General features: G+C 39.2%; 19 protein-coding genes. 5 read left to right on the top strand and 14 right to left on the bottom strand.

What is annotated here, in order from left to right; all coding sequences use genetic code 11:
- Positions 1-3: 3 nt before the first annotated feature.
- Genes yidD through rpmH form a run of 3 tightly spaced genes read right to left on the bottom strand, consistent with a single transcriptional unit; the run spans position 4 to position 737 of the window.
- Complete coding sequence (gene yidD, locus Q0779_RS07130) at positions 4-258, bottom strand: membrane protein insertion efficiency factor YidD (RefSeq protein WP_298771010.1); 255 nt, start codon at positions 256-258, stop codon at positions 4-6.
- Positions 225-581, bottom strand: coding sequence for a ribonuclease P protein component (gene rnpA, locus Q0779_RS07125; protein WP_298771008.1), 357 nt, complete (start codon positions 579-581; stop codon positions 225-227). Before rnpA ends, yidD begins: the two co-directional genes overlap by 34 nt.
- A gap of 18 nt (positions 582-599) precedes the next feature.
- Entirely contained in the window at positions 600-737 is a 138-nt protein-coding gene (gene rpmH, locus Q0779_RS07120; protein ID WP_298771006.1) for a 50S ribosomal protein L34, read from the bottom strand.
- A gap of 588 nt (positions 738-1,325) precedes the next feature.
- On the opposite strand from rpmH, the gene dnaA reads away from it, so the two are divergent.
- From dnaA to gyrB, 4 genes are all read left to right on the top strand, one after another.
- Complete coding sequence (gene dnaA, locus Q0779_RS07115) at positions 1,326-2,714, top strand: chromosomal replication initiator protein DnaA (RefSeq protein WP_298771003.1); 1,389 nt, start codon at positions 1,326-1,328, stop codon at positions 2,712-2,714.
- Between the two features lie 18 nt (positions 2,715-2,732).
- Positions 2,733-3,833, top strand: coding sequence for a DNA polymerase III subunit beta (gene dnaN, locus Q0779_RS07110; protein WP_298771000.1), 1,101 nt, complete (start codon positions 2,733-2,735; stop codon positions 3,831-3,833).
- Positions 3,834-3,963: 130 nt separating this feature from the next.
- Entirely contained in the window at positions 3,964-5,046 is a 1,083-nt protein-coding gene (recF, locus tag Q0779_RS07105) for a DNA replication/repair protein RecF (protein ID WP_298770998.1), read from the top strand.
- A 16-nt stretch (positions 5,047-5,062) separates the two neighbouring features.
- A complete protein-coding gene (gene gyrB, locus Q0779_RS07100; protein WP_298770996.1) occupies positions 5,063-7,480 on the top strand; it encodes a DNA topoisomerase (ATP-hydrolyzing) subunit B in 2,418 nt (805 codons plus the stop codon).
- A gap of 55 nt (positions 7,481-7,535) precedes the next feature.
- On the opposite strand, the gene Q0779_RS07095 is transcribed toward gyrB, so the two are convergent.
- From Q0779_RS07095 to Q0779_RS07070, 6 genes are all read right to left on the bottom strand, one after another.
- A complete protein-coding gene (locus Q0779_RS07095; RefSeq protein WP_298770994.1) occupies positions 7,536-8,243 on the bottom strand; it encodes a PAS domain-containing protein in 708 nt (235 codons plus the stop codon).
- Between the two features lie 15 nt (positions 8,244-8,258).
- Entirely contained in the window at positions 8,259-8,966 is a 708-nt protein-coding gene (locus Q0779_RS07090) for a M15 family metallopeptidase (protein ID WP_298770992.1), read from the bottom strand.
- 345 nt (positions 8,967-9,311) lie between these two features.
- Positions 9,312-12,413: an efflux RND transporter permease subunit gene (locus Q0779_RS07085; RefSeq protein WP_298771160.1), complete on the bottom strand. Its 3,102-nt coding sequence runs from the start codon at positions 12,411-12,413 to the stop codon at positions 9,312-9,314.
- Between the two features lie 8 nt (positions 12,414-12,421).
- The gene (locus tag Q0779_RS07080) at positions 12,422-13,516 is read right to left on the bottom strand and encodes an efflux RND transporter periplasmic adaptor subunit (RefSeq protein ID WP_298770990.1); all 1,095 of its coding nucleotides are present in this window, start codon (positions 13,514-13,516) and stop codon (positions 12,422-12,424) included.
- Between the two features lie 82 nt (positions 13,517-13,598).
- Positions 13,599-14,561: a pseudouridine-5'-phosphate glycosidase gene (locus Q0779_RS07075; RefSeq protein WP_298770988.1), complete on the bottom strand. Its 963-nt coding sequence runs from the start codon at positions 14,559-14,561 to the stop codon at positions 13,599-13,601.
- A gap of 257 nt (positions 14,562-14,818) precedes the next feature.
- Positions 14,819-18,736, bottom strand: a complete 3,918-nt coding sequence (locus Q0779_RS07070) for an amino acid adenylation domain-containing protein (RefSeq protein ID WP_298770985.1) — start codon at positions 18,734-18,736, stop codon at positions 14,819-14,821.
- Positions 18,737-19,006: 270 nt separating this feature from the next.
- Between Q0779_RS07070 and Q0779_RS07065 the strand changes: the two genes are divergently transcribed.
- Positions 19,007-19,501: a MarR family winged helix-turn-helix transcriptional regulator gene (locus tag Q0779_RS07065; RefSeq protein ID WP_298770983.1), complete on the top strand. Its 495-nt coding sequence runs from the start codon at positions 19,007-19,009 to the stop codon at positions 19,499-19,501.
- A gap of 693 nt (positions 19,502-20,194) precedes the next feature.
- Here Q0779_RS07065 and Q0779_RS07060 read toward each other — a convergent pair.
- The 5 genes from Q0779_RS07060 to Q0779_RS07040 form a co-directional block, all read right to left on the bottom strand.
- Positions 20,195-21,274: an alkene reductase gene (locus Q0779_RS07060; RefSeq protein WP_298770981.1), complete on the bottom strand. Its 1,080-nt coding sequence runs from the start codon at positions 21,272-21,274 to the stop codon at positions 20,195-20,197.
- A 12-nt stretch (positions 21,275-21,286) separates the two neighbouring features.
- Entirely contained in the window at positions 21,287-22,192 is a 906-nt protein-coding gene (locus Q0779_RS07055) for an EamA family transporter (RefSeq protein ID WP_298770979.1), read from the bottom strand.
- Positions 22,189-22,851, bottom strand: a complete 663-nt coding sequence (gene upp, locus Q0779_RS07050) for a uracil phosphoribosyltransferase (RefSeq protein WP_298770977.1) — start codon at positions 22,849-22,851, stop codon at positions 22,189-22,191. Before upp ends, Q0779_RS07055 begins: the two co-directional genes overlap by 4 nt.
- 96 nt (positions 22,852-22,947) lie before the next feature.
- Positions 22,948-23,622: a phosphoribosylanthranilate isomerase gene (locus Q0779_RS07045; protein ID WP_298770975.1), complete on the bottom strand. Its 675-nt coding sequence runs from the start codon at positions 23,620-23,622 to the stop codon at positions 22,948-22,950.
- Between the two features lie 336 nt (positions 23,623-23,958).
- Positions 23,959-25,113 carry an amino acid permease gene (locus Q0779_RS07040; protein ID WP_298770973.1) on the bottom strand — a complete coding sequence of 385 codons (1,155 nt, stop codon included), beginning with the start codon at positions 25,111-25,113 and terminating at the stop codon, positions 23,959-23,961.
- Between the last annotated feature and the right edge of the window lie 149 nt (positions 25,114-25,262).

The raw sequence follows: 25,262 nt of genomic DNA, 5'->3' as shown, positions 1-25,262 counted from the left end.
AGCCTATTTTTTGCACCTATGTTTTTTTAAGGGAACGGGGTCATCGCCACCCGGATGTAATGGATGGCATCTTAATATACGTTGCGCAGCAAGCCAACAGCCTTTTATCAATCCATGCAATTGAATTGCTTCTATGGCGTAAGTTGAGCAGGTTGGCGTAAATCTGCATTGAGGACCCAGCATGGGACTGATAAAAATTTGATAACCACGAATTAACTTAGTGGCTAGCCATTGTAACGGCGACTGAGTTTGCGCCATAACTTTTCTACCAGTTTCTTGAGCTCTGCATTATCCATTTCCAGTACGCCATTTCTGACTAGCACCACAATATCAAGGGGTGGTAAATCATGCTGATGCAAACGAAAATTATCTCTAATGACACGTTTAATTCTGTTGCGTTGATTCGCTCTTTTTACATAACGTTTAGCCACTGTTAAGCCTATACGAGGATGAGCTATTGCGTTTGGCTTTGCAAGTAATGTTATTTCAGCAGAAGAGGCTTTGATGGGGTTAGAAAATACAGATTTGAATTGCGCGGGAGTTAACAAGCGTAACTCCCGTGTAAAGGTGTAACTAGTCACCTGAATTCCTACTTAAAATTAAGCAGAAAGGCGAGCACGACCCTTGGCACGGCGGCGAGCCAATACCTTACGGCCGTTTGCTGACGCCATGCGAGCGCGGAAGCCGTGAGAACGCTTGCGCTTCAGGTTGCTTGGTTGAAAAGTACGTTTACTCATTGAGGCAATCCGTCTTTGTGTTAGTGAATAATACTTACCCGCTAAAATTTTTTTAGAAGTAAGGCTAAAAAAGAGGCCGAATTGTAATCACTTTAGAGTGGCGCGTCAATAAGCAATCGTCTCAAGTGATTAAATTGTACCTATGTAAAAATAGGGATAAATGATAAAACAAAACAAAACGCTTAATTTTCAACAGCTTAAGCTATTTGGGTGCTGATGGTATAACTTACTGATATATAATGAATTTATAAAATTAATAATGAAAAGGTTTTCATTCATTAGTAGGAGATGAAAGAGCATTGTAAGCACTATACTATGTGGATAACTCTGTGAGTTACCACTATATCTAGTGATCTATTCTCGATATGAACATTGCACTCTTGTTGGTTTTTTTACGGGTTAAAATCGCCTTATCGCTCGTATCTGTCTATAGTTTTTGTTATTACGATCATTTTAGATCCATTATCGATCGGCGTCCGTCGACGAAAAATGATCTATCTGGGGATAAATATATTATAAGGATAGCGATCCTTTGGTTCTCATTATAGAATACCCCCTCTTTTGTAGGATCTTTTTGGGGATAAGTACGTGGCGGTTTCACTTTGGCAGCAATGTATAAGCAGATTACAAGACGAACTTTCTGCTCAGCAATTTAGTATGTGGATTAGACCATTGCAAGCCGAAATGGAGGCAAACGTGCTGGTTATTTATGCCCCTAATCGTTTTGTCTTGGATTGGGTTAGGGATAAATATATTAATATTATTTCTCAATTTTTTGTTGAGCAAATGGGTAATGATGCCCCTCAATTACGTTTTGATATTGGCAGTCGCCCATCGGCTAAGCCTCAAGCTCCTGCTAAGACAGTGTCTAAAGCGCCTAATGTGGCGGCTTCTCGTTCAAATAGCAAACCTGCATTTAATACGCCACATTCTGACCCTACGACGAATGCGAATCATCGAAGTAATATTAATCCCACGTATCAATTCAGTAACTTCGTTGAGGGTAAGTCTAATCAATTGGGTAAAGCGGCAGCATTACAAGTCGCAGAAAATCCAGGAGGTGCTTATAATCCATTGTTTTTATATGGTGGAACGGGCTTAGGTAAAACCCATTTATTGCATGCTGTCGGCAATGGCATTATTAAGAATAAGCCTGATGCAAAAGTGGTGTATATGCACTCAGAGCGGTTTGTCCAAGATATGGTCAAAGCACTGCAAAATAATGCCATTGAAGAGTTCAAACGTTATTACCGTAGTGTTGATGCTTTATTTATCGATGATATTCAATTTTTTGCTAATAAGGATCGTTCACAAGAAGAGTTTTTCCACACTTTTAATGCCCTCTTAGAGGGGAATCATCAAGTTATCCTCACATCCGATCGTTACCCAAAAGAAATTGACGGTGTTGAAGATAGACTGAAATCTCGTTTTGGTTGGGGATTGACCGTAGCTATTGAGCCGCCAGAATTAGAAACTCGTGTCGCCATTTTAATGCGTAAGGCGCAAGAGAGCGGCTTTAATTTACCTGATGAAGTGGCCTTTTTTATTGCGAAACGTTTACGCTCAAATGTGCGAGAATTGGAAGGGGCACTTAATCGTGTAATCGCCAATGCGAACTTTACGGGTCGACCTATTACCATTGATTTCGTTCGTGAAGCCTTGCGTGATTTGCTGGCATTACAAGAAAAATTGGTCACTATCGATAATATTCAAAAAACCGTTGCCGAGTATTATAAAATTAAAATGGCTGACATGTTGTCTAAACGTCGTTCACGTAGTGTGGCTAGACCAAGACAAATGGCGATGGCTTTATCAAAAGAGTTAACTAATCATAGTTTACCTGAGATTGGTGATGCTTTTGGTGGACGTGACCATACTACTGTTTTACATGCGTGCCGTAAAATTGCGCAGCTTAGAGAAGAGAGCCACGACATTAAAGAAGATTATGCTAATTTAATTCGTACCTTATCTTCTTAATACAGGGAATTGAAGAGAATGAAATTTTCAATTGATAGGGATGCCCTATTAAAACCATTACAGCTAGTGAGTGGGGCAGTAGAAAGAAGACACAACCTGCCTATTTTAGCTAACTTGCTTGTTGTTGTCAGTGGCGACGTATTAAAGTTGACGGGCACAGACTTAGAAGTTGAACTTGTGGGTCAAGTGATCCTTGAAGGGGATATTGAACAAGGTCAAACGACCGTTCCGGCAAAGAAATTCTTAGATATTGTTAAATCACTACCCGAGCAAGTGTTAGTGAATATTGAGCAGCAAGAGAATCGATTATTGCTTCGTTCTGGTCGTAGCCGCTTTACATTGGCGACCTTACCCGCCAGTGAATATCCTAATGTTGAAGCCTTTGAATCTGAGATTGAATTTACCCTTAAGCAAGGCACAATGAAATCCCTGATTGATGCTACCCAGTTTTCAATGGCGAATCAGGATGTGCGATATTACTTAAATGGTTTATTGCTTGAAACAGAAGATAATATGCTGCGTGCCATTGCAACCGATGGGCATAGATTGGCTATGAGCCATCGACAAGTCGAAGTTCAATTACCTGAAAAACAAGTAATCGTTCCACGAAAAGGGGTCATTGAACTGCTGCGTATTTTCGATGGTGATGACGCCGATGTCAGTATTGCTATCGGCGATAATGCCATTCGTGCAACGACATCTCGTGCTGTGTTTACCAGTAAATTAGTTGATGGACGTTTTCCTGATTATCGTCGAGTACTGCCTAAAGGTGGTGATAAAATCGTGATCGCGAGTCGTCAGCAATTAAAGCAGGCCTTGTTACGCGCATCTATTTTATCCAATGAGAAGTTTCGTGGCGTGCGTGTGTTACTGGAAAATAATCTCATCAAAATTACGGCTAATAATCCTGAACAAGAAGAAGCGGAAGAAATCTTAGATGTTGAATATGAACATCCTGCGTTAGAAATTGGCTTTAATGTGAGTTATTTGCTTGATGTCGTCAATAACCTTCAATCGAATGATGTTCGCATTACCTTGATTGATGGTAATTCCAGTGCGTTAATTGACGATCCTGTACAACAAGACTCTATGTATGTTGTTATGCCGATGAGGCTTTAGGTTTTTCATTGCCTATTTCTATATTTATTCGTCAATTGAGAGGGAATAAACGCTCAATTGACGAACTCTCAACTCGTTAAATGGGTAAAATACCATGATTATCCATTTTCCGTTGTGGCGTGAGTGAACCATGAGTTTGACACGTTTACACATTGATACTTTCCGTAATATCGCCTCTGCTCAGTTGTCTTTGGGAGAAGGGGTCAATCTTATTTATGGCCAAAATGGCAGCGGGAAAACCAGTCTTTTAGAAGCGATTTACTTTTTAGGGATGGGCCGCTCATTTCGTAGTCATTTGTCTCAAAGAGTCATTCAGCATAATGAAGATCAATTAACACTCTTTGCTGAGCTCAATGGCCCACAACAGAAAGATAAAATTGGTTTACGTCGACTTAGAAATGGCGCTATTCAGGTTAAAATGAATGGTGACAAGGTCAAACGTTTATCGGTTTTGGCGGATACTCTTCCTATACAAGTGATTACGCCTGAGAGTTTTTCTTTATTATTTGAAGGGCCCAAATCTCGTCGGCAGTTTATTGATTGGGGCGCTTTTCATACCGATCCTCATTTCTATCAAGCTTGGGTTAATGTGAGGCGGATTTTAAAGCAGCGAAATCAACTTCTTAAAAGTGAAGCGTCTTATTCCGGTATTCAAATTTGGGATAAGGAATTGGTGAAATATGCCCAATTAGTGACGCAAATAAGAACCCAATATATAGACTCGTTAAATGAGCAACTTAAAGGTATAATCGAAGAGTTCTTACCGCGAATAGAAGTCAAAGTGTCATTTACACGGGGCTGGGATAGTAAAACCGAGTATGCGCAGTTACTTGAGTCTCAGTACCTGAGGGACTTATCGATAGGTTATACCATCAGTGGTCCTCATAAAGCGGATTTAAGATTACGGGTGGGAACGGTACCCGTTCAAGATGCCCTATCCCGAGGCCAATTAAAATTATTGGTGTGCGCATTACGTATTGCGCAGGGAAAGCTGCTCAAGCAGCAAATAAACAAAAGTAGTATATATCTGGTGGATGATTTACCGTCAGAGTTAGATGCACAGCATAGGAAGCTATTGCTACAGCAGCTTAATGATACTGGCGCACAAGTGTTTGTGACGGCCATTGAACCTGCTGCAATAGTCGATTCGTTAGGTATGCCAGTGAGTAAAATGTTTCATGTGGAACAGGGCTGCGTAACGCAAATTGAATAACCGATGAGAGAATAATATGTCAGAGAATAGTTACGATTCTTCGAGTATCAAGGTATTAAAAGGCCTTGATGCAGTCCGTAAGAGACCTGGGATGTATATTGGTGACACAGATGATGGCACAGGTTTACATCATATGGTATTCGAAGTTGTCGATAACTCTATCGATGAAGCATTAGCCGGTCATTGTCAGGATGTGATTATTACTATTCATGCCGACGGCTCAGTCTCGGTACGTGATGATGGCCGTGGTATTCCTGTTTCTGTTCATGAGGAAGAAGGGGTTTCTGCTGCCGAAGTCATCATGACGGTGCTACATGCCGGTGGTAAATTTGATGATAATTCTTATAAAGTCTCTGGTGGCTTGCACGGTGTGGGTGTGTCTGTTGTGAATGCATTATCGGAAAAATTGCAACTGACTATTCGTCGTGAAGGTAAGGTCCATGAGCAATTTTATACCATGGGTGTGCCTGATGCACCGATTAAAATTATTGGTGATGCCACTTCTACCGGCACACAGTTGCGTTTTTGGCCAAGTAAAGAAACCTTTAGTGATACCTTGTTTCATTATGATATTTTAGCAAAGCGTGTGCGTGAGCTGTCATTTTTGAATTCAGGTGTGGGTATTCGCTTGGTTGATGAGCGGGATGACAGAGATGAATTTTTCCGTTATGAAGGCGGCATTAGTGCATTTGTTGATTATTTAAATGTTAATAAAACAGCGGTGAACAAAGAAGTCTTTCATTTTATTCAAGAACGTGAAGATGGCATTACCGTTGAAGTGGCAATGCAATGGAATGAAGGTTTCCAAGAAAATATTTTCTGTTTTACTAATAACATTCCTCAGCGCGATGGCGGTACTCACTTAGCGGGTTTTAGAAGCGCATTAACACGTAACTTAAACAGTTACATGGAACGCGAAGGCTATAACAAAAAAGGCAAGACCAGTGCTACCGGAGATGATGCGCGTGAAGGATTAACCTCGGTCATTTCAGTTAAGGTGCCGGATCCTAAATTTAGCTCACAAACCAAAGATAAATTAGTCTCGAGCGAAGTGAAAAGTGCTGTTGAGCAAACCATGGGTGAACAATTAGGTGACTACCTCATGGAGCATCCTAATGAAGCTAAGTTGATTGTCGGTAAAATCATCGATGCAGCCCGTGCACGTGAAGCGGCCCGTAAAGCCCGTGATATGACACGTCGTAAAGGCGCATTAGATTTAGGTGGTTTACCTGGAAAACTAGCAGATTGCCAAGAGAAAGATCCCGGTCTTTCTGAAATTTATATTGTGGAAGGGGACTCTGCTGGCGGTAGTGCTAAGCAGGGACGAAACCGTAAAAATCAGGCCATTTTGCCGCTAAAAGGTAAAATCCTAAACGTTGAAAAAGCCCGTTTTGATAAGATGTTATCCTCTCAAGAAGTGGTGACACTCATTACTGCCTTGGGTTGTGGTATTGGCCGTGATGAGTACGATCCGGATAAAACGCGTTACCATAATATTGTGATCATGACCGATGCCGACGTCGATGGTTCTCACATTCGTACGCTTTTATTGACCTTTTTCTTCCGTCAAATGCCTGAACTCATCGAGCGAGGTTATGTGTATATCGCTCAGCCGCCTTTGTATAAAGTTAAAAAAGGTAAACAGGAGCAATATCTTAAAGACGATCCGGCATTAACTGAGTACTTAACGACTCAAGCTTTGGATAACGCCTTTATTTATCCTTCACAAGGTGCACCAGGCTTTTCGGGTGAGCCATTAGAGCGTTTGGTTAATCAATATCGTGAAGTGGAAGGCATTATTGCACGTTTAGAGAAGCGCTATCCGACCAATATTTTGGATCAGATGTTATATCACCCTGAAGTCACGGATGCCATGCTTAGCGATGAAGCACAAATGAAAGCTTGGTTAGAGGTATTGGTTGCTGATTTAATTGAACAAGAGACTGGTGGCATTCTCTATACTGGTGAGGTGAGTTTTGATCCTGAGCGACAGGTTTATTTACCTGATATTGTGATCCGTAAGCACGGTATTGATACCCATTACGCCTTTAGTTTTGATTTTTTCCATTCCAATGACTATCAACGTATTGCTAAGTTGGGTGAAGCCATTAATGGCTTAGTGGAAGAAGGCGGCTATGTGAAACGTGGTGAGCGAATGAAAGATGTTGAGAGTTTTGCTGCAGCATTGGATTGGCTCATCAATGAATCTAAACGTGGTTTGTATATCCAACGTTATAAAGGATTGGGTGAGATGAATCCTGAGCAACTTTGGGAAACGACCATGGATCCTGAGTCTCGTCGCATGTTACAAGTGACCATTGAAGATGCTATTGCTGCTGATCAACTCTTTACGACTTTGATGGGCGATCATGTTGAACCACGTCGTGACTTTATTGAAAGTAATGCGCTCAATGTGGCAAACCTTGATGTATAAGTGATTTAAGCAACAAGGCTTCATTAAAAAATCGCTGTCAATTGACGGCGATTTTTTACTCTGTCATGATAATAGAACTGTTATTTAATAAAGAGGCCGGAATGGATGAGAGCCAACCACTTTCACGAATAAAGCTAGTAATGTTATAAGTATCAATCATCAATACATCACACGCTCTTTCTATTCGTCCTTGAACGGCACTTTTAGATATCGTTAACCTGAGTGAGATTTCATTGTATGAATAACCTAAGGTAAACAGGTATAAGGCTTCCCATTGCTCATGTGTTAATAGCTCTGTTGGCTGATTGATGATCCACGAGGTAGTGTTTTGATGTGTCTTTTTCCTTTGTTTAAATTGATTTAACTTACCTAAGATAATATCTGAAAAGAGTAAGATACTATGGTGCTGAGGGATCCCATGAAAAAGGGTACCTAAGATATTGCCATTGTCATGGTATAAAGGTGTTTTATTAAAAATGTAGGGCTGGATCAGTTGCTCTTTACCAAAGCGGTGGATTTCAATCGATTTGACGGTACTGCCTTGTTGTTCTGTTTTTCTATCGTGCTGTCTAAAAACATCTGCAAACTCAGCGGTTTTGGCGGGAAGTTCACAATCTTTTTTACCTTCTATTTGAAAATCTTCGGGCAAATTGAGTAAAGCTAAATAAGCCTTATTGACCATAATAAAGACAGAGTGATTATCTTTAATCCCCATTGGATCGGTATGATTTAATATCATGCTTTTCATTAACGCTGGGATCATGCTTTTCTTCTTAAGCTATTTTTTATTATTGACGGGTGAAATTTCAATGTGACTATCGGCAATATCTTCATAGATGTATTCACCTTGGTTTTTATATTGAGCCCAAATACAGTCACCGATACCGTAATGCCACCACTCACCTGAATAATTTACAAAGCCATGTGCTTTCATAATATTAAACAAATAGCGTCGATTATCTTTGATGACTTTGGTTCTTGTTGCATCTATGGAGGGATAGAGGTTTGAATGCGCTTTTGGTAATTGACTTGATTCGAAATAGCGTGTTGCTGCAACTTGGGTTAAATCATCAAAATCGCAGCCATAGTCTAATACTTCACCCGAAAATGTATCAAAGAGGGCTAAATCAATGGCACCACCTGATTTATGGGGTGGTACGGCATAATGACTTTTATCGGTTGGGTGAGCACAAAATTGTCGTGTTTTGGCCTCTAGCTGAACAGGAGTGAATTCGGGATTTTCCAATGCAATACTCGCTTTGATTTTTTCAAAAATAGCCATTGATGTTGCTGAATTTCTTAAGGCATCAAAAATCACTAATCCCCTATTATTGGGTAGTTTGTCGAGAATTTGCATGAGTCTAATGGCTAGACTTTCCCTGATCCAAAAGTGGCAAAAGGCACCTTCTAGTCCTGCTTTTAGGTAGCGTTTGTCAAACGTTAACCTTGATGATTCTGTTAATTGAACAAGCGCATTTTGACTCAAAAGATTGGCGCACTCTTTGGGGGTTGCAGGAAGATAGTCATGATTTATCGGCGCTGTATATAGCATAGTTAGAGGGATTTATTAAGATACAAACTGTATCTTAAGTTATAAATTTATTTAAATTAAGATTTTAAAAGTAAAATGATCGCTTTTCTATCATTGAGATATGGATATTAACGCTGAATTGTTTAGGGGTTAACCTGATGATACTTCTTTTAACTTTATTAACTTTCTTATCTTATTTGAGTTTTCTCATTCTAGTGTTCATGTGAATATTTTAGTTTTTCATGTTGTTTATCCAAGTGACTTGAAGATGTTTGTATTCAAGTCACTTGGAGAGAGGTTTTACTGTGGAATGTTGGCGAGAACGGGCTTAATTAGCCCATTGGTAGGCTTTATGTCTTGGAGTTCAATAGTCGTATTTTGGTCTTTGGCTAACCAAAGGTAGAAAACGGGTAACACAAATAATGTGAATATTGTACCAATGAGCATACCTGCAACCAGAATAATACCGATACTATTTCTTGCTTCAGCTCCTGCACCTGTGACTAGCACGAGCGGAAAATGTCCTAATACCGTTGCAGCGGTTGTCATTAATATTGGCCTTAGTCGAGTGGCAGCTGAACCGATAATAGCTGATATTTTATCTTTACCTTGATCTTGCAAGTGATTAGCGAATTCCACGATTAAAATACCATTTTTAGCGATTAAGCCAATCAGTGTGACGAGTCCTATTTGGGAGTAAATGTTAATCGTAGTGAATTCTAAATAGGGGATCAGTAGGGCGCCAGATAAGGCTAAAGGAACGCAGCCTAATAACACTACTAATGGGTCTCTAAAACTATTAAATTGAATCGCAAGAACCAAATAAACAATGCATAAAGAGACTAGCATTACACCTATAAAGCTGTTTCCTTCTTGGCGTAGCTGTCTAGATTCCCCCGCATAATCAATATTATAATTATGTGGTAGAATTTCTTTTGCAGCCTGTTCTAGTGCCACTAATGCTGTTTCTTTTGTTGTGTTTGGTGCTATTCCGCCATAAATCCTAAATGAATTTTGCTGCCCAAACGTACTGAGTTGTCTGGGAACCGTGATCCATTTTAGTGTTGCAAATGCTGACACAGGAATAAGTTCATTGGACGGTGACTTTATATTGAGTGAAAGAATTGATTCAGGCTTAGTGCTGATTTCACTATTGGCAATAGGGATCACTTGATATGCCTTGCCTTCAGCATCAAAGCGGTTAACGTAGTTATTGGATAGGTAGATACTGAGTTGATTACTGACTTCTGATATGTTCATTCCAAGATCGGCGATGATTTGACGGTCAAGTGCTAGCTCTATTTGCGGCAAGTCTATCTTTAAATCAGTGTCGGCATAAAGAAATTCTCCACTTTGAAAAGCTGCACCGACGAGTTTATCTGCATATTGTTTCATTTCTTCATAAGGAGCTGATGACTTTACAATAAATTCGATATCAAATTGTCCTGCAGTGGGCAGTGATGCTGGTAGAATGGGTAATGGGTTCAGGCCTGCACTGTTTGATAATCGGCCATAAACTTGGGGGATCATTTCCATTGTGGTGAAATCTCGATGACTCTTATCCGTAAACTCTAATCCTCCAAATCCACCAGAAGTGAAAATGTTCTGCCACATTTGATTTGTGCCTTCAATTGTTAATAAATCATCAACAATCGGTGTCATATTTCTTTCATTATATTCTAGCGATGATTCTGGAGGAGACTGAATGACTACAAAAATTTGACTTTGGTCTTCAACTGGAGCCAGCTCTTTTGATGAATCTAAGTAAAAGGGGATCATGACTAAAGCAATGACGAAGGCTATTAAAATGATCTGTCCTTGCCAATGAATGCTTTTATTTAATAAACGAGTATAAAATTGTTGAATAAGATCAAAAATATGGTTTACTTTTTTTGTTAATGCCCCCTCTTCTCCTCCTTTTGGGGAAAAATGGGCGCTCATTATAGGAGATAATGTGATGGCCACAATACCTGAAATGGTGACGGCAATCGCTAATGTAAAAGCAAATTCACGGAATAAAATACCAGTGAGCCCGGATAAAAAACCTATAGGGGCATATACCATGGCTAAAGTGAGCGTCATGGAAATGATTGGAAGAAATAATTGTCTTGAGCTCATTAATGCGGCTTGAGTTCGTGAGACTCCGTTTCGCATATGACGCGCGACATTTTCAACAACGACAATGGCATCATCAACCACTAATCCCACAGATAAAACGATGGCCAACACTGTTAACAAGTTCAGTGAGAAGCCGATAAGATACATTGCGGCTATTGCACCTAAAATTGAAATTGGAATAGTAATGAGAGGTACGAGAGCTGTTCTGAATGAACCCATTAACAGTAGAACCACTATACCTACTAGCACAACCGTTTCAATTAATGTGGTGATGATTTCTTTTAAAGCATCACGCATATAGAGAGTGCCATCATAAGCAAAATTAATTTTTAGCCCTTGTGGCAGTCTTGGATTAATTTCATCAATAACTTGGTATAACCTGTCACCCACATCAATTTCATTTGCACCAGGCAATGGCCAAACGGCAATGTAAGCGGTATTGTTTTGATTGAGCCTTGCGGTTACTGTCGCTGCTTCAGATGCGAGCTCTATTTTCGCTACATCTTTAAGGTAAATATTCTTATCATTGATATGTTTGACAATGAGGTTTTCAAAATCAACAATACTGGATACTTGAGTATTTGAAACAATATCAATGCGTTGCTTATTCGTCTCTGTATAACCTAAGGTTGCGATTGCATTATTGTTGGCTAGCGCCGTATACACTTCATCTGCACTGACATTGACCATACTCATGCGATCAGCATTGAGCCATACTTTCATTGCTGGAATGCGGCCGCCTTCAATTTCTGCTTTTTGAACACCGTCGATACTATTAATGACTGGAGTGACTTCTCTATTTAAATAATCCGTTAATTTGGATAATGATACATTGTCATTTTCAATATTGAGGTAAAAAAGTGCAAAAGGTCTATCTGTACGTTTAACGGATACGACTGGATCTTGTGCTTCAGCGGGTAACTCAAACTGCACTTGACTCAATCGTGCTGTTAACTCTGCGAGTGCTGCAGTACTATTATTATTGAGCTTTAGCCATGCCGTAACGGTGCTTTGCCCTGCTTTTGTCATTGACTCTACATATTCGACACCTGGAACTGTTGCTGCAACACGTTCAATAGGCTCACTGATGAAACCTTTCACTACTTTTGCTGATGCACCTGTGTAGGTCGTATTGATGATAAGGGAAGCACTTTCAATTTTAGGAAACTGCTGTACTGAAATACTTTTTATTGCCCATAGTCCCGCAAAGCAGATCAACAATGACAGTACGATTGATAGAATGGGTTTATGGATAAAAATGTCCATTAATTTATTGTTTTGCATAATGTGTTTCATATTTTAACCTCCGAAATTAATGTTTCAGAAGGTGAGATGAAGGTTTTGAGTCCAGGGCGTAACTTAAATGCGCCTTTATTGGCAATATAATCACCGAGTTTAAGACCTTGCTCTACAATCACTTGGTCCCCAATTCTTTCACCCAAGGTCACAGTTTGTTTATGGGCGCGATGGATTCCATCTTCTTCCTTTAAAATATACACATAATCACCGATTTGACTCTTGATGATAGCGAGATTGGGGATGATGATTTTTTGACTTTTTTCCGTTATGGGTATGGTCACTTTGACAAGTTGATTATGCTTTAAAAATAATTCTTCATTGGCGATTTTTGCACGGTATTTCAGGTGGCGAGAACCGTGTGTCAGCATGGCTTCAGCTGAGACTATTTCAGCGAATGCGGTTGCTTGATTGTGACCATTCAATGAGACAGAGACTAAAGCGCCAGCTTTAAGTTCCGCATAAACCTGTGGCACACTGAAGTCTATCCATGAGTATTGGTTTATCCCGATTAAATGCGTAATTTGACTGTTACTTTCAATATATTGCCCAACTTGTAAATTATGTATTCCGGCTTTTGCTCGAAAAGGGGCACGAATAATTTTTTTGCTAATGGTTGATTCTAAGACGGCTAAGTTAGATTCTGTTATGCGTAGTTCAGCGATTGCTTTATCGACGATATCCTCACTAATCTTTTGACTTTTTTGTAAAATTTTATATCTATGCAACATCTTTTTAGCCAGTGATAGTTTTGCTTTAGCTGCAATTAATTGAGCTTTTTCTTGGCTATGGTCTAGTTCAAGCAATATTTGACCTTTTTTGACATATTCTCCTGAAGCAAAATTAAGTTGGGTTATCTTCCCTGCTAATTCATTACTTACTTTGATGATTTGCATGGATTGACTGATGCCACTGACAGAGGTTGTTTGTTGATGAGGGACTTGCAATACATGCATGGCTTCAACGGTTGCAGCTTGCTCTCCTGCATTTTGTTGTGCGTGTGCAGCTTGCAGGTCATTTTTATAAGAAGCAATCGAGAAGCTTGCGACTAAAATAGTGGTGATGGTAACCAACCAGCGATAATTTTTCATGAATCAATTCCTTTTAAAACTTAGTAACTTTGAATTAAATGTGGGGCATGATTAGCTACTTAGCCCCGATTTTTCACAATTGTTAGCAGGCTGTTTTTAATTCTTGGTTTGTGTTCTTGTATGTCGCGTGCGCGGCTGCGAGTTTTCCTGCCACTTCAGCGGTATTGATTAATACTGCCATATTGGCTTCGGCTGAACGTCCAGCAGTCACTTTATCAATTGCTCGCATAATGTATTTAGTGATCCCATTACCGGTTATTCCTTCTTGCTTCGCTTTGATTATGGCTTTATTTATTTCAGCATCGACATCTTGACTATTAATGGCATCTGCCTCTTTAGTCGGAGTACTGATTAGTATTGAGCTGTTTCGACCTAATCCCCAGTACAGTTCAATGGCTTTGGCTATATCAGACTCATCATCAAGACGGTGTGGGCTCTTGAAGCCACTTGAGCGACAGTAAAAAGCAGGAAAGTCATCAAATTGATATGAAATAACGGGAACACAATGTGTTTCTAGAAATTCCATTGTTAAGCCAATATCCAGAATGTTTTTCGCACCAGCGCATACAACTGCTACCTTTGAATGTGTGAATTGAATAAGGTCCGATGAAATATCCATAGTGTCCTCTGCCCCTCTATGTACGCCACCAATTCCAGCGGATGAGAAAAAGGGAATATTGGCCAATTCTGCTGCAACGATGGAGGAGGCCACGGTTGTTGCGCCCATTTTTCCTTGAGCGAGAATAATAGGCAGGTCACGACTGCTGACTTTGGGAATGTTTGGTGTTGTTGCAAAACGTTCTATGTATTCATCATCCATACCGATAAGAAATTGACCTTTATCAATACCGATAGTCGCTGGTACTGCGCCACCTTTTCTTACTGCAGCTTCAACTTTTTTAGCTGTAATGACATTTTGAGGATAAGGTAAACCATGGGTGATGACATTAGATTCTAAAGCCACGACAGGTTTACCTTGATTGAGTGCTGCTTTGACTTCTTCGCTAAATATTAACGGAATTGATGCATTTTGAGTGTTTTTCATTTTGATATCCTTAATCTTTAAATTAGTAATTTGGTTTTTTACACAGAAATTGGCATTTATTTTCTATTTCTGGAATGAAAACGTTTTCATTCCACTGGTGAGACTCAACGGGTTCTAATGAAATGGAAATTATGTTTTCTTTACATACGAATGCATCTTGTATTGCACTCGTTACTGTTTGTATCAATTTCATTTTTTTCTGTTCGCTCATTGCTATTGGAAAGTACTTAACACTGATATGTGGCATTGATATTTCCTTATACGGCTTCTTTCAATAAAGGGAATGATTCGGTTGCATACAATTGTTTTGCTTTTAAAGACTGAATTTCAGCAACGAGTTCGTTGACACCAGATGGTTGTAATAACTGATAATGATCTGATTGTAGATTGATGATACTGGGCGGTTGAGTCGTAAATTGGTGACGATTTTCTAGGAAAGAATAATCATCTCCTTGAGCTTTAAAAATACTGATATTTGCGTTTATTTTTCTGTCATTCAGTTCTCTAAAGTTATATTCAAACTCATAGGTTTGCCTAACAATCTCAGTTATTCGAGTAACAAGATTTATATCCAAATGTCGATAACGGGAGCAGATAAAGTGAGCAAAACTCTGTTCATCTTTACTGACCTTTAAGCATTCTTTTAATGCGGGACTATTAATGTTATGAGCAAAGACTGAAAACAAAATGGTGACGAAAGCTTTATTGTCAAACGTGGGGCGGTTGTGACTCATTGATTCTGTTTGTGTTTGTAATGTTGGTGATCCTGGTGCGATTAGAAATAAGTTTTCGACAATCTCACCTGCTTTTTCTAGTTGATAAGCAACCTCAAAAGCAACTCTTGCACCAAATGAATAACCCCATAATGTATATGGACCTTTTGGCTGTATTGACTTCAGCATTTTTATATCAGTTGCAGCCATGACTTTTATTGTGGGATAAGGGGTTTCTCCTGAATTGATCCCTTGAGCCTGTACGCCATAAAAAGGACGGTTTTGAGCTGACTTTTCAGCCAATAGTCGTAAATTCATTGGGTAGCCACCTAAACCCGGCCAGCAATAAATAGGGGTTTTATTGCCTGATTTTGATAGTGGAATGAATCGTGAAATGGGATCGAGATGGGTAATGGACAGCTTGCGGGCGAGTTTTTCGATAGTCGGTGCTTCAAAAAGAATTTGCAGCGGTAAAGTTGCATTAAATTTCTTATTGATTTTATTAATCATAGAAACAGCCATGAGTGAATTGCCGCCTGATTCAAAGAAATCATCTTGAACAGAAACGGCATCCCATTTCATGGCTTGCTTCCAGATTTCAGCGATTTGCTCTTCATCCTGAGTTCTTGGTGCGATGAAAGGCTTATTTGCTGATTGAGTATTAACCTCTTTAGAATCAGCTAATGTTTTGTGGTCTATTTTTCCATTAGAGGTTAACGGTAAATGGTCCATAATAATTATTTTATTTGGTACCATATAGTTAGGTAATAAATTCAATAAATCCTCTTTAAGCATTTCAACAGGACCTTTCATGTGAGTGGTATCTTCTTTCATTCCTTTACTGATACGTTGCTCGTCACTGATGCTTCCTCCAATGCAGAAATAGAATGCTGGCATGGCTTCATTCATGCCGGATAGAATGTTTTTCATTTGTATCGAGGATGGAAGATCGTTACCACTTTTTGAGCTATAACCTGACGACATGAGTCCCAAGTTCATATCATTCATTTGTAGTTGCTGTAGTTTTCTGCCCAAAGTAATATAATTGAGCCATTGGCGTGTTTCTTTACTCACTAATGAAATGCCAAAGCTGGAGCGACTATACACTTGCTGATTTATGGCAATGACATGCTTTTTCTGAATGATTTCATCTGAAATCTTGATTAATTCTTTATTTTTGACTTGATATAGGCCTGCTGGTAGATCTGCTATTTTTCCTTGATGAGATTGAATATAGACATCAATGGCGCTTGTTTGAGTCTCCTGCGCTGCTGGTTTTAGGTTAAATGTGCCTAAGTAGTAATCTTCTGCTGCACAATCTAAACTCTGTTTGATGGAAGGTGTAAATATTGCTTGGCCAATACTGAGCCCATAATGGGGTAAGACATTATCAAATAATCCAAGAATATGGCCTGTTTCCATTTCTAATACTTCTTGTATATTATTTTGATATACGGGTTCTATGGCCTGTTTTTTCCCCATGAAATGTATTTTTATATCTGCAGTATTATGTTCAGGTAGTGCATGGATAAGTACTAATTGATGATGTATGGGGTGGTAGTAATAAATGCCAGATGCTATGCCTGCAATACGGTGCATTTCAAAGTACATTTGCGTGGCATAAAGTGCACCTGGTGAGGCATAGCCGTATTTAGGCAGTAAACGCTCAGGGCTAATAAATTGGCCAAAATATCTTAGTATTTCACTTAATCTATTGAATGTTAAACTGTTCAGTGTGGATATGTTTGTGTGATTTTTCTTAGGATTAAGTAGTTGAATGAGATCTTCTTTAGCAATATCATTTCCCTCAAAGAAACGATATGTTTTTCGAGCAAATACCTTTTCTTCTTGCTCTTCTGTTGCTTTTTTTCCAACCAGATGAATAACAGGTTTATTTTTTAGTTGTTCTTCCTCTCTGCAGCCTTTATTGGCGAGTTGGGCTTTGACTTGCAGTTTACTTGACTTGGATTGATGATGAGCATTTTGCTTACCTTGATCCATCAATGCGGCTTCTTTTTTATTCAATTCAATGCAAGCGATAAGGTTTTGAAACCCTGTTCTTGAATCGTGTTTGATCAGCATGGCTGCATTTTTTATCCAGTTATGATCTTCAATGGCTAAGCGAATTTCATCAAGCTCAATTCTAAAACCTCTGAGTTTTATCTGATTATCTGCTCTGCCTGAAAATTGAACGCTTCCATCTGGATTCCAAAAGGCTAAATCACCTGTTTTGTAAAGTTTTTTGTCGCTTGAAGATACAGAAAATGGGTTGTCAATGAAGCGTTCTGCTGTCATTTCTGGTAGATGTAAATAACCTCGAGCTAATTGGACGCCTGCTACGTATAATTCACCAATCTCACCGGGACTCACCATTGCGGCTTTGCTGTCTAAAATATAATATTGCGTATTTGCAACAGGCTTGCCAATTGAAATTGAGTTGGCTCCTTCTGTGAGAGTGTCTTTATTAACGATAAAAGCTGATGAATTAATTGTGCACTCTGTTGGCCCATATAAATTAATAAGATTACAATTTGGTAGAGTATCAAAACATTGTTTTGATAAATGTTTGGTGAGAGTTTCTCCACCACTGAATATATGAGAGAGGGAATGACAATCATGACAGCCAACAGTATCAAATAGCGCTTGAAGTAATGTTGGTACGCCTTGAAAACTGGTAACTTGGTGGCGAATAATGGTTTTAATAAGCCCTTCGGGATCTCGATATATGCCAGGGGAGCCAACAACTACGGTGGCACCAAAACATAATGCTAAGATCTCCCATTGAGCGGCATCAAAACTCATGGGGGTTTTTTGTAAAATAATACTTTGATTATTAAAGTTAAACTCTTTTTTTAGCCAAAGCATCTGATTAACAATACTCTGGTGTTCAATCATAACTCCTTTAGGTTTACCTGTGCTGCCAGAAGTGTAAATAATGTAAGCAAGATTATTTTTATTGAGTTGTTTTTTTATTGGTAGTGAAGTTTGGCTTTTTTGGTTTGACACAAAATTAGACACATCTTTAGACGTAACGATTAAAATATCATCCGATATTATCGATGCTAATTTGGTTTTTAGATTCGTTAAGCAATAAATAATCTTTATACCCGAATCTTCAATCATATATTTTAGTCGTTCTTCTGGGTACTCTGGTGACAGGGGTAAGTAAGCAGCACCTGAGCGGATGATCCCCCATGTCCCTATCATTAGTTCAAGAGAAGGATCAGTAAAAATACCAATACATACATCTGATACCACGCCTAAAGATTGCAAGTAACTGGCAACTTCATTACTGGATTGAGCAAGCTCGCGATAAGTCAGTTGTTCGTGTTCAAAAATAACTGCAGTGTGTTCTGGATTTTTATTTAGTTGTTTTTCGAAAAGTTCAGGTAAACATTCTGTTTTCGATACGTTAAGCGTATTTATGGTTGTCATTTGTGTTATTTCCATATTGCTTGTCATTTTTATATCCATGTTATAAGTACTTAAGTTTCTGTATTAAGTATCTTTTTTATCCTGAGATATTTGGTTTACAAGCGAATAACTAACCAATTAATCTTGTGTTTTCCTTCAAGAGACTCAGTTTTATTGTACGTTTTAAGCTTTATTCTTTACTCAATTAATTTTTATGTAAAGTATTTAAACGTGAAGATACTTTACACAAAGATACACGATGTGAAAATATAGTCAACTATCTTTACGTGAAGAGATATGAATGTTAGTATTTCAAGCATGAAAACAGACCATGTAGACCTTATCCTAGAACAATGGCGCCTTGAGCGGCCGGATATCGATGCTTCTCCAATGGCAGTAATGGGGAGACTAGCTAGAGCCAGTAACCATTTTAATTCTGAATTACAGCGAGTTTTTGCTGAATTTGGTCTTAACAGTGGTGAATTTGATGTGCTTGCTACTCTGTTACGCTCTGGAGCCCCTTACACACTGACTCCTAATCACTTATTACAAACATTGATGCTTTCTTCTGGCGCGATGACAAATAGAGTTGATCGATTAGAAGCAAAAAAATTGGTGCAACGTAATGCAGATCCTAATGATAGAAGAGGCGTATTAGTTTCGTTGACTTCTCTTGGAATGGATTTAATTAATTCTGCTATAGAGCAACATGTAAAAAAAGGCGAAGATTTACTCAGTCCGCTAACGAAAAGCGAACAAGGATCTTTAGCTATTTTACTCAAAAAACTGCTTATTACCCATGAGTCAAAATGACTGAATATTCATGTTGTTAGCTATGTTTGACTTGTAGCTGCTTTGTTGTTTTCTTGTATAAGAAAATTCCATTAATACTGAAAAAAGAAGTAATGCAGTAAAAGGTTGCTTCTTGGTTCATTCTTCCAATGTTATCAATAATCTTCACTTAATTCTCCTGTGATGACATTGCTTTTTAATCATCATTGGTACTTTTATTTTAATAACAATATTCTTATATTATTTTCTTGGTATAATTTCAAAAATCGTTCGATTAAAAGTATTTAAATGCGGTTTAGTCATCTAAGTCGACTTATTTCAAAAAGGATGGCTCTTAACTAGGTTATCTGTTTTCGACATACGACTTCATGGATGGGGAAGGTCGAGCGACGTTTGAATCTAAGCCGAGAATAACGACACTACATAAGCTTTGCCTTGTATATCGATCCGACAAACTGCTGCAGAAACATTCACTAAAGATTAACAGGCCCTAACGATGACGTTATCAAAGATCATTTAATGTGCTTTAAAATTAGAGTGGGAGTCAAAACTGTTGGAGTCTATTAAGGTGAGCTTGAGTGGTATATCAAGGCCTACGATGCATTAAAGGGTGAATTTATACCTTTAAAAGTCCCCCTTTCTTTCAAAAAAGTGCGCTTTGAATTACGCACTTTGAAAATAAGCATCTTAACATATCACAGGTCAATATTTGCATTATGCTGTTTTGTTCATCAAATTTGGATAATCGGTATATCCTCGATGATCGCCACCATAGAAAGTACCGGCATCAAAGGTGTTGAAGGGGGCGCCGACTTTTATTCTATTAACAAGATCGGGATTCGCAATGAAAAGAGAACCAAAACAGACTGCCTCAGCGAGTTCATCTTTTAATACTTGCTCTGCAATTTCTGGTGTGACTGCACCTTCCTCTTGGGTTTTATGTGGATTAAGAATGAATGGGCCTTGCCATTGGTGACGAATTTTCAGTGTTTGCTCACGGTTATTGGCTTCCATTACGTGTAAGAAAGCAAGTTTAGGTAATCGAGTAATAAGGTTGTTATAAAGCGCTTCGCTATCTGTTTCTTCTATATCATTATAAGGGTTATTTGGGGAGATCCTTATACCTGTTTTGTCTGCGCCAATGGCATTCGCGACAGCTTGTGTCACTTCAATGACAAAGCGATTTCGGTTTTCAATACTGCCGCCATATGCATCGGTTCGAATATTGGTATTACTGGCCATGAATTGATGTAATAGAAACCCATTTCCAGCATGAATTTCAACACCATCAAATCCCGCGTCAATGGCATTACGCGCAGCTAACACAAAATCTTGAATACATTTTTTAATTTCATTTTGACTCAATGTCTTAGGTGGAAGGTAATCCTGCATTCCATTAGGCGTGAAGGTTTGTCCTTTGGCTGCAATGGCTGAAGGTGCAACTGACTGATGGGCACTTTCGTACAGTGATGGGTGACCTATTCGCCCTGAATGCATCAATTGAGCGACAATCAAACCACCTTCATTATGGACAGAGTGAGTGACTTTTCGCCATGACTCTTTTTGTTGCTTACTGTGTAATCCTGGCGAATTCATAAAACCTTGGCCTTGCACACTGGGTTGTATACCTTCAGATATAATCATGCCGGCACTGGCTCTTTGTGCATAATATGTTGCCATTAAATCTGTTGCTAATCCGTCATTAGTTGCTCTATTGCGGCTCATTGGAGCCATGATAATTTTATTTTCTAACTTAAGTGAGCCAAGGTGAGTGGTATTAAATAATTTTTTCATAATAAGTCCCTTTTACTTCACTGGAATGGGTGAATTTGCTATGTCTGTTTTCACAGGTTTTTTTGGGCGTGGTTGAGCCATTAAAATGGCGATAATAATTGCTACAGCTCCTAGGATCTGAATGGTACTAAATTGCTCTCCTAGCACAATGAAACCTAAAATACATGCTGCTAGCGGGCTAGAAAATGATATGAATGATACGGTTATAGCGGGTAAGCGCTCTAAGCCCCTAAACCAAATTGCGTAGGCAAACAGTGCGCCAATGAGACTTAAATAACCAAACCCTATTCCATTCAATAAGGTAATTTCAGTGGGAAAGGGTTCAGTGAGTAATGCAATGGGTAATAACGTGATTCCACCGACTGTTAATTGCCAGCCTGTAAAGTTTAATAGGCTCACACCTTCTGGTCGTTTCCAATGTTTACTCAGTACCATCCCTGTAGCCATACTGAGGGCGCCAGCCAGTCCGGCTAAAACACCAATCATGTCCAACTTTACTGAAGATTGAAGCACTAGCATTGCCACTCCTGCAGCACCGACAATACATGCTAGTATCTGTATTTGCATAATTTTCTCTTTAAGTATAAGGCAACCTAATAAGAGAATGATGATAGGTTGGCATGACATGACTAATGCTGCGACGCCACCAGGTAGATGGTATGCTGCGACAAATAGAAAATAGAAAAATGCCCCAATGTTCAGTACTCCCAGTATAATGGAACGGAACCACCAGACACCTGTAGGAAATTTTTTTCCGATCAATAGTAAAATCAGGCCAGCGGGTAAAGCACGAATAACGGATGCTAATAATGGGCTGTCTGCTGGTAATAGCTCAGTCGTCACTAAGTAAGTGCTTCCCCATATAATGGGGGCAAGTGCGGTGATTAAAGAATTAAAAATTACGCTATTCGTTTTCATTTTGCCCCCGAATCAGCGGTACCAAAATAGCGGTCGCCAAAATCTCCGATGCCTGGGATCATAAAAGCATGTTCATTTAATCTCTGTTCTATGGAAGAGGTTACAACGCGTAATTTAGGATATACATCCAGTACTCGCTCTAAGCCTTCAGGAGAAGTTAATAAATTAATAAAAATGATATTCTTTTCTTTTACACCAGCTTGTATTAATACTTCTATTGCCGATAATGCAGATCCTCCAGTGGCTAGCATAGGTTCTAATAGCAAAACGTGACGTTCGTTTATGTCTTCTGGCAAATTTGAGTAAAATAGTTTTGGGAGTTTTGTTTGCTTATCTCGTTGAATGAGTATTTTCCCCATAGGCATTCCCCAGTGCATGGATCTTAATTCTGTTTCCATACTTTCACCTGCACGAATAACCGAAACCGCGCAAAGTTTTACATCTAGTTTTAGGCCGTTGTATGTTTCTCCTACAGGTGTAGTGACTTGGTGTTCGGTAAAGGGAAGTAAATTCGTGCCTGTTTCGAGTAATAAACGGAATATTTGGTCGGAATAGAAAACGAAGTCATCTTGAGTCGCATGTTTGTTTCTAATGATAGAATGAAGAGCACGTAATTGATTAGTTTGGGGGAGTAAATGAATTGCTTGGCCAGTATTCATGATGTTATATCCAGTATTGAGTATTAAGTATTAAGTAATCGATTTTAGAGCGCATCGCTGGGAGATTGGGCAGCAATACGCTCATTTATTTTATATTTAGGCTATTTCTGCAAAAGCGCTGCGTGATTCAGAGACGAATTTTTTGATTTTTTCTCTGTCTTTTCGTCCGTTAGTTCCTTCTAATCCTGTGTGAGCATCAACGGCGGCGGGACGGACTTTTCTAATTGCATCTGCTACATTTTCTGCGGTAAGTCCACCTGCCATCATGAGAGGTTTAGGGGAGCGACGGACCAATTCAGCACTGACATCCCAATTATGCGTGAGTCCTGTTGCCCCTTTTGCACCTGTTTTAGGGTTGAAGGTATCGGTGATAAACATATCGACATATTCAGCACAGTCATCAACAAGCTTGAGTAGTTCTTCGGCATTATCCTCTTTGACAACTAGGCTTTTTAATACATAAAGATCTGGGCGGTTAAGTTTGAGTTTTTTGAGTTCCGCGACTTCTACATCACCATGAAGTTGTACAGCTTTGACACCCAGTTCATCACAAAAGGCGCTTACTTCATCGGCTTTTGTCATATAGCTAATCAATACCCCTGCTTGAGGCGAAGATAAACTTGAGATGATGTTTGTTGCTGCTTCTTCAGTAATATCGTCTTTACCTGATGGTAATCGTAATGGAAATCCTAACCAATGGACGCCTTCTTCTGCGAGGAGTTGTGCTTCTGTTGCATCGATGATCCCTGCTACTTGAATTAAATCTTTCATAGTTTTTTCCCTAAATGTCTATTTTTTTAATAAGAAGCTCTTGACGATTAATTATCTCTCTTTAAAGATGCTTTACGTTAAGATACTTTAATCAAACATACAGCAAAAAATGTTTGTGTCAAGTATCTTTATGTGGAGATATATAGTGTTTTCTAAAAACCGTACTTTACTGATGGAGAGGGTCTTTGGAATTGAAAATGGGCGAATTAGCGTTATCTGGTGAGGATATGGATAGAAATTCTGTTGGTATAAGCGGTGTTAAAAGGGTTGCTTAGCATTAGGGGAGCCGATGAATACTCCCTTAATGGTTTTTACTGTTTTTTAAAAGAAAAAGATCTATAAATACTGTACAAACAGCATCAAGGTACCAAACATAAGTAAGGTAACCATAGCGGGTACGCCGCCGCCAGCTTGATAAATATGTTCACCAAAGGCTTGCTTTCTAACACTTAACACCATTGCCATGGGAATGAAAATGGCTAAAAAAACCAGAATAATGCCCGCATAGCTTAGTGTATTTAAAAATTGTTCTGGTGCCAATATTGCGCCTGCCAATGGCAGCACAAATGTCATCATAAAGGTGATGGCTTTCGTGCTTTTAATCACATCAGTGTTTTGATCAAATAGTGCTAATGCCACGCCGAGAAAGGAGGTAAGCAGGGCTAATGCGGTGAAGATAGACAAAATCAACTCAAGGTTTTGATATTGTATACTCAAGGCTGAAATTAGCTCTGAGACATTTCTAAAATGTAATAATTGCTCCGCTGGAAGGTTACCGACGACGGCATAGAGCCATAAAAGGTAACAGATCAGCGGAATAATCGAGCCGAGCAGTAACATATTTTTAAGCTCACTCTTACTGGCTTCTTTGTTATAAGTCGCCAGTGACGGGATCACCACTAAAAAACAAAAACTGGTAAAGAGTACCGAGCTCGTTTTAACTAATGCAAGATTATCATGGGTGACCACTTGGCCTAAGCTGCTCAGTGATAGATTGGGGACTAAATGTGCAAAGGTGATGAGTAAGGCCAGCAACATGCCTGCAAAAAGCAGCCGGTTAAACTTATCAATGACAGCGGTGCCACAAGAGACAATGAGCCCTGTGATAAACGTAAAACTGATTTGTGCGGTGGTTTTACTTAAGTTAAAGCCAAAGCTGGTGGCAATGTTTTGAATAAGATCGCCCGCGCCAATAATATAAGCCATCATCAAGCAAACCAATAATGCGTAAAGCAGGATATTCGTGACGAGCTGTCCTCCAACCCCCAGCGTATCTCTGGCAACATTACTCATGCTGACACCTCGACCGACTTTTACGCTGGCTTCTAACAATAATAATGCCGCATAAGTGGTACCGAGCCAAATAAATAACATTAATAGCGTGGCCCATATTAGGCCAAATTGAGCCAGTACCATAGGAATGGCAAGCATTCCTGCCCCTAATGCGGTCCCTGCAATGATCAGCGAGCTGCCGACAAGTTTAAGCTTCACGAAAAGTACTCCGAGGTGAAATTGGCGATCTTGAGTATGAAAAAGTGGGCTAATCTAACATGGCAATAGGGCGGCAGTATAGGCGCGATAAGTCTGAATTAGGTCTTTTAACTCGGTGTTAAAAAATGTAGAACCTAGGGTTAACATAC

The sequence above is a fragment of the uncultured Shewanella sp. genome (assembly GCF_947491715.1).
Taxonomy (GTDB): domain Bacteria; phylum Pseudomonadota; class Gammaproteobacteria; order Enterobacterales; family Shewanellaceae; genus Shewanella.
This window is presented reverse-complemented; position numbering and strand designations above follow the sequence as displayed.